The 6701-nt window shown below is 68.9% G+C and carries 6 protein-coding genes and 1 pseudogene; 1 reads left to right on the top strand and 6 read right to left on the bottom strand.

Annotated features, from left to right (window positions below):
• Positions 1–87: 87 nt before the first annotated feature.
• Positions 88–1611, bottom strand: coding sequence for a CoA-acylating methylmalonate-semialdehyde dehydrogenase (locus J8I82_RS28805; protein ID WP_209762578.1), 1524 nt, complete (start codon positions 1609–1611; stop codon positions 88–90).
• A gap of 42 nt (positions 1612–1653) precedes the next feature.
• The gene (locus tag J8I82_RS28800; protein WP_209762575.1) at positions 1654–2787 is read right to left on the bottom strand and encodes an acyl-CoA dehydrogenase family protein; all 1134 of its coding nucleotides are present in this window, start codon (positions 2785–2787) and stop codon (positions 1654–1656) included.
• Positions 2788–2967: 180 nt separating this feature from the next.
• On the opposite strand from J8I82_RS28800, the gene J8I82_RS28795 reads away from it, so the two are divergent.
• On the top strand, positions 2968–3984 hold the full coding sequence (locus J8I82_RS28795; RefSeq protein ID WP_209762573.1) for an AraC family transcriptional regulator: 1017 nt from the start codon (positions 2968–2970) through the stop codon (positions 3982–3984).
• Between the two features lie 6 nt (positions 3985–3990).
• Here the strand turns inward: J8I82_RS28795 and J8I82_RS28790 are convergent, their stop codons facing one another.
• The 4 genes and pseudogenes from J8I82_RS28790 to J8I82_RS28775 form a co-directional block, all read right to left on the bottom strand.
• The gene (locus J8I82_RS28790) at positions 3991–5208 is read right to left on the bottom strand and encodes a GGDEF domain-containing protein (RefSeq protein ID WP_209762570.1); all 1218 of its coding nucleotides are present in this window, start codon (positions 5206–5208) and stop codon (positions 3991–3993) included.
• Positions 5209–5372: 164 nt separating this feature from the next.
• Positions 5373–5510: a hypothetical protein gene (locus tag J8I82_RS28785; protein ID WP_209762567.1), complete on the bottom strand. Its 138-nt coding sequence runs from the start codon at positions 5508–5510 to the stop codon at positions 5373–5375.
• 134 nt (positions 5511–5644) lie between these two features.
• On the bottom strand, positions 5645–6487 hold the full coding sequence (gene fghA, locus J8I82_RS28780) for an S-formylglutathione hydrolase (protein WP_209762820.1): 843 nt from the start codon (positions 6485–6487) through the stop codon (positions 5645–5647).
• Between the two features lie 22 nt (positions 6488–6509).
• Positions 6510–6701 (bottom strand): annotated as a pseudogene (locus J8I82_RS28775) (S-(hydroxymethyl)glutathione dehydrogenase); the annotation flags it as partial.

Here is a 6701-nt window from a genome sequence, read left to right as displayed (position 1 = left end):
CTGCAGGCGCTGGCCCTCACCCCCGGCCCCTCTCCCGCAAGCGGGAGAGGGGAGCAAACCGGAGGACGTTGTTAACGCTGCAGGCCCTCACTTCAGGCTGATCGTCGTATTCACCCCGTCATTCACCGTCGCATCGTCAAACCACCGCGCCGTCACCGTCTTGGTCTGCGTATAGAACTGCACCACCTGCTTGCCGTACGGCCCCAGATCGCCCAGCTTGGAGCCGCGCGAGCCGGTGAAGCTGAAGTAGGGCACCGGCACAGGGATGGGGATGTTGATGCCGACCTGGCCGACGTCGATCTCGCTCTGGAACTTGCGTGCGGCGGCGCCGCTCTGCGTGAACACGCCGGTGCCGTTGCCGAACGGGTTGCGATTGACCAGCGCGATGGCGTCATCCAGCGTCTCGACGCCGATCACCACCAGCACCGGCCCGAAGATCTCTTCGGTGTAGATCGTCATGTCGGTGCCGACCTCGGTGAAGATGGTCGGCCCGATGAAGTTGCCTTGCGGATAGCCGGGCACCTGCACGTTGCGGCCGTCGAGCACCAGCTTCGCGCCTTCGCGCTCGCCGGCGGCGATCAGGCCGAGGATGCGTTCCTTTGCCGCCGTCGACACCACCGGGCCGACATCGGTGCCAGGCTCCGCGCCGGCGCCGACTTTGAGGGTTTTGGCGCGCTCGACCAGGTCAGGCACCCAGTCGCGCGCCGCGCCGACCAGCACCACCACGGAGGTGGCCATGCAACGCTGGCCGGCCGCACCGAAGCCCGCACCCGCCAGCGCGTTCAGCGTCTGCTCCTTGTGCGCGTCGGGCAGCACCACGGCGTGGTTCTTGGCGCCCATCATCGACTGCACGCGCTTGCCGTTCGCGCCGGCCAGGTTGTAGACGTGCGTACCGACCGCGGTCGAGCCCACGAACGACACCGCCTTGATGTCCGGGTGCGTGCACAGGGCATCGACCACGTCCTTGGCGCCGTGCACCACGTTCAGCACGCCCGGCGGCACGCCAGCTTCGAGCGCCAGCTTGACCAGTTCCATGGTCGACAGCGGATCCTGCTCCGACGGCTTGAGCACGAAGGTATTGCCGCACACGATCGCCATCGGGAACATCCACAGCGGGATCATCGCCGGGAAGTTGAACGGGGTGATGCCGGCGCAGACGCCGATCGGCTGCTGCAGGGTGTAGGTGTCGACGGTGGAGGCAACGTTCTCGGCAAAGCCGCCCTGCTGCAGCGTGCCGATCGAGCAGGCGTGCTCGACCACTTCCAGGCCGCGGAAGATATCGCCCTCGGCATCGGCCAGGGTCTTGCCCTGTTCGGCGGTCAGGATGGCGGCGATGCGCTTGCTGTGCTCGCGGATCAGCGCCTGGTAACGCAGCATGATGCGCAGCCGCGCGCCGATGGGCGTGTGGCGCCACGTGGCAAAGGCGCGGTGCGCGGCGCCAACGGCGGCGGCGACCTCGCTGGCGGTGGCCAGCGGCACGCGCGCCAGCACTTCCTGGGTGGCGGGGTTGACCACCTGGCGGAATTCGGTGGCGGACGATTCCACCCATTCGCCGTTGATCAGCAGCGGTACGGTCGGCACGGCATTGTCGGTCTTGGGCACTGCGCTCATGGTTGTCTCCGGACGGTGTGTTGGTATGAGGTTGGCAAGGGGTTACAGGCTGCGCGCGATCAGCATGCGCTGGATCTCGCTGGTGCCTTCGTAGATCTGGGTGATGCGGGCGTCGCGGTAGTGGCGCTCGACCGGGTAGTCTTCCAGGTAGCCATAGCCGCCGTGGATCTGCAGCGCCTTGGAGCAGACGCGCTCGGCCAGTTCGGACGCGTACAGCTTGGCCTGCGAGGCTTCGGACAGGCACGGCACGCCCTCGCTGCGCATGCGCGCGGCGCGGTGCACCAGCAGGCGCGCGGCGTTCAGCTCGGTGGCCATGTCGGCCAGCATGTTGGCGATGGGCGGATGCTCGCGCAGCGGGCGGCCGAACTGGATGCGCTCGGAGGCATAGCGGCACGCGGCCTCGAATGCCGAACGCGCAATGCCGATCGCCTGCGCCGCGATGCCGATGCGGCCGCCTTCGAGGTTGGACAGCGCAATGCGCAGCCCCTCGCCAGGCTCGCCCAGCAACGCGTCGTGCGGCACGGTGCAGTCTTCCAGCGTGATGGCGCAGGTATCCGAGGCGCGGATGCCGAGCTTTTTCTCCGGCGCATGGACGACAAAGCCCGGTGTGTCGGTCGGCACCAGGAAGGCCGAGATGCCTTTCTTGCCGCGCTCGGGCTCGGTCGCGGCAAAGACCACCGCAACGCCGGCGCGCTGGCCGTTGGTGACGAACTGCTTGCTGCCGTTGAGCACCCAGCCGTTGTCGGTAAAGCGGGCGCGCGTGCGCAGGTTGTGGGCTTCGGAGCCGGCCTGCGGCTCGGTCAGGCAGAAGGCGCCAATCAGTTCGCCACTGGCCAGCTTTGCCAGGTAGCGTTCCTTCTGCGCATCGGTGCCGTAGTGCAGGATCGGGCCGCAACCGACCGAGTTGTGCACGCTCATCAGCGTGGCGCAGGCGGCGCAGCCTGCGGCGATCTCTTCAATGGCGAGCGCGTACGCGACATAGTCGGTGTAGGTGCCGCCCCAATCCTCCGGCACGATCATGCCGAGCAGGCCCAGCGCGCCCATCTCGGCGACGACCTCCTCGGGCAGGCGGCCGTCGCGGTCCCACTGGGCGGCGCCGGCGGCCAGGCGTTCGCTGGCAAAGGCGCGCGCGCTGTCGCGGATCATCTGTTGCTGTTCGGTGTAGTCGCTGTGCATGGCAGGTTGGGCGTGGTGGTGTTCCGCGGGGGCTTCTGTAAAGCGCATTGGCGCGGCGCAGCATCTCAGGCAGAATGCGCGCTCGGCGTCTTGGCCTGCGGGCAGTGTAGGAACGCCGGGGGCGGCCTCCTATGCCAAAATCCGCCAATCTTCCTGAACTCGTTTGCCACCCGTCGGACCATGGAAAAAGGCAGCGTCGCGCTTTGTTTTGTCCACCATGCCATCGCCGGGCTGCAGGCGCGCGGGATCGACCCGGGGCCGGTGCTGCGCAGCGCCGGCATCGCGCCCGAATTGCTGGGAGTGCCGCAGGCCAGGGTGTCGGCGGCCAGCTATAGCGAGCTCTGGCTGGGGGTCGCCGCCGCGCTGGACGACGAGTTCTTCGGCCAGGATTCGCGCAGCATGAAGTGCGGCAGCTTTGCCATGCTGTGCCACGCGGTGGTCGGCAGCCGCACGCTGGGGCAGGGCCTGGAGCGCATTACCCGGTATTTCCGTCTGCTGCTGGACGATATCGGCGTGCGCCTTGACCGGCATGGGGACGAGGCCGCGCTGGTCCTGACCGCGCCCAACGCGGCGCTGGGACGGCAGCCCGGCGTGTTCGCCAAGGAAACCATGCTGATCATGCTGCATGGATTGATGAGCTGGCTGTTGCGCCGGCGCGTGCCGGTACGGCTCGCGGCGTTCGACTACGCTGAGCCGCCCTACAGCGCCGAATACCGCGTGATGTACTCGCGCCAGCTCGCCTTCGACCAGCCGGCCACGGCGCTGGTGTTCGACGCCGCGCTGCTGGACCAGCCGGTGCGCCAGGACGAACGCAGCCTGAAGGCTTTCCTGCGCGATGCCCCGCACAACGTGGTGGTGAAGTATTCCGACCGCAGCAGCGTCGGCGCGCGGGTGCGCCGGCTGTTGCGCAACCAGCGGCCCGAGCTGTGGCCGACTTTCGAGGCGCTGGCGGTCAGCCTGAACCTGTCGGCCTCATCGCTGCGGCGCCGCCTGATGGACGAGGGCGTGAGCTACCAGGACCTGAAGGACGGGCTGCGGCGCGACCTTGCCATCGAGGCGCTCAGCCACTCCGGCCGCCCGGTGGCGGATATCGCGGCGGAACTGGGGTTTGCCGAGCCGGGCGCTTTCCACCGGGCGTTCCGGCGCTGGACCGGCTCGCGGCCCGGCGCTTACCGGCGCGTGGTGGAAGAGAATTGACGCGACTCAGGCATCCAGCGCGTGCGCGGTCTGCGCTGGCGCCTGCGTCGCCGGGGTTGGTCCGCTGTGCGCCGCGATGCGGTTGCGCCCGCCCACCTTGGCGCGATACAGCGCCGCATCGGCACGCGCGCTCAGCTGCGCCAGCGTCAGGCCCGGATGCCAGCCGGCGGTGCCGCCGCTGACGGTATAGCGCACGGTGTGGCTGCCGCCGTCCGACGCTGCCGCCGTGACCGCATGGCGCTGCACGCAGGCGCGGATGCGCTCAGCCACCGCGCTGGCGCCGGCCTCGCCGGTCGCGGGCAGCAGCACCATGAACTCTTCGCCGCCGAGACGGCCCAGCAGGTCGCCGGGCCGCAGTTGCGCCGCGGCCAGTTGCGCGAACGCCTGCAGCACGGCATCGCCGGCCGCGTGCCCGTAGGTATCGTTGACCGACTTGAAATGGTCGATGTCGAGGATCAGCAGCGCTGGCGCCGGCTTGCCGCCGGCAGCGCGCGCCAGTTCGCGGCGGGCGCCTTCCTCGAATGCCTTGCGCGACAGCACGCCGGTCAGCGTATCGGTATTGGCGACCGCCTCGAGCCGGCGCACGATGGCGTCATGGATCATCAGCACCGCACCCATGGTCATCGCGGGCATCACCAGTGCGCCCAGGGTCAGGAACACCGTGTTGAGCAACATGGATTCCTGCAGGTAGGGATTGCCCAGCCACTGCAGCGCGGACAGCGTACCGCGTACCGCATGGCCGGTGGCGAAGAACAGCGCAAAGCAGGCGGTCGTGATGAAGAATCGTGCCGATTGCCCGCGCGGGCGGCGGCGCAGCAAGGTCAGCCCGGTCAGCGCGCACAGCACCGCATGGAACACCGAGACAATCACGACGCGCGTGGTGAAGACGTCGACGGCATAGCGCCACACGAGCACACCGGCAGCCGTCACGGCCGTCGCCGCGAGCAGGCGCCGCCACGGTGGCACGCCGCCGCAGAAGCGGACGCAGCCGGCGTAGAACAGCGCCAGCGACCACGCCAGCGCGGCGTTGGCCACGCCGATTGAAAACGGATCCGGGATCATGCCGCGCAACGAGAACAGTACCAGCGCTCCGGTCGCGGTCAGGTTGGCGTTGCACCATTCGCCCACGCCTGGCAGCCCGCAGCGGCGCAGCGACCACACGATGGCCAGCATCATGGCGCTGAGCGCGGTCGTGATGGTGAGCAGGGCGATCGGGACGGACATCGGACAGGGGCTGGCTACGGCGTGACTGGAATGCGCCGGTCCGGCGCGACCCGTAATGATACGGGGCGAGCGGGGCCCGCGGGCGCCGCCAGGGGCGCGCCGTCGCGCTGTCCGTGCGAGGGGAGATTGCCGCCGCCTGTGACCGAGGCTGCCGCGGCGCGTGGCTAGTCGCTTCGCCGTGGCGGTTCGTGCGGCTCGTCGGCGCGCAGCACCGGGTCATTGTGCAACAACCATCGCGCCGCGATCAGCAGCGCTGCCAGGCAGCCAAGGATATACCCGCCGAGAGAGACGACGTTGTGCATGATGTGACCCCATCTTGTGCCGGCTCTGAGGCCGGTCGAGCAGCCATTATGGGATCTGGCCCGGCACCGGGCATCCCCTGATTGGGGGCCGGTGCGGGGCCGTGGGTGGGCCGGAGCGCTCTAGCGCTCAAGCGCTAGAGCTGCCCGGCGTGGTGTCGGACATGGTCGGCGATAAAGGTCGTGATGAAGTAATAGCCGTGGTCGTAGCCGCTGTGACGGCGCAGCGTCAGCGGCTGGCCCACCGCCTGGCAGGCGGCCTCGAACGCGTCCGGGTGCAGCTGGGTCTGCAGGAACTGGTCGTCCAGCCCCTGGTCGACCAGGATGCCCGCCGGGAACGGCGCGCCTTGCTGGCGCACCATCAGCTCGGTGGCGTCGTACTGCGTCCACGCACCACGGTCGCTGCCGAGATAGCCGGTGAAGGCCTTTTCGCCCCACGGGCAGCGTGTCGGCGCGGCGATCGGCGCGAACGCCGACACCGAGCGGAAGCGCTCCGGATGGCGCTGCGCCAGCACCAGCGCGCCGTGGCCGCCCATCGAATGGCCGAAGATCCCCACGCGGTCAGCATCGCCAGGCAGCGCGGTGGTGACAAGGTCGAACAGTTCTTCGGCGACGTAGCTCTCCATGCGCCAGTGCTTGCTCCACGGCGCCTCGGTGGCGTCGAGGTAGAAGCCCGCACCCACGCCGAAGTCCCACGCATCGGCCTCGCCCGGCACGCCCGCGCCGCGCGGGCTGGTGTCGGGCGCCACCAGCATCAGGCCGTGCTCGGCGGCAAAGCGCTGCGCCCCGGCCTTGATCATGAAGGTCTCTTCGGTGCAGGTCAGGCCGGCCAGGTAGAACAGCACCGGCACCTTCGCGCCACCCTGCGCCTGCGGCGGCAGGAATACCGAGAAGCGCATCGGCAGCCCGATTGCCGCCGACTCGTGCCGGTAGAAACGCTGCACGCCGCCATAACAGCCGTGTTGCGAGATCAGTTCCATCAGGTCCATGTCGGCGTCGTCCTCAGTACAACACCACGGATCGGATCGACTCGCCGCGCTTCATCAGGTCGAAGCCTTCGTTGATGCGCTCCAGCGGCAGCGTGTGCGTGATCAGGTCGTCGATATTGAGCTTGCCTTCCATGTACCAGTCGACGATCTTCGGCACGTCGGTGCGGCCGCGCGCGCCGCCGAAGGCCGAGCCCTTCCACTCGCG

Origin of the sequence: Cupriavidus consociatus (genome assembly GCF_017814975.1) — a bacterium.
GTDB lineage: Bacteria > Pseudomonadota > Gammaproteobacteria > Burkholderiales > Burkholderiaceae > Cupriavidus > Cupriavidus consociatus.
This window is presented reverse-complemented; position numbering and strand designations above follow the sequence as displayed.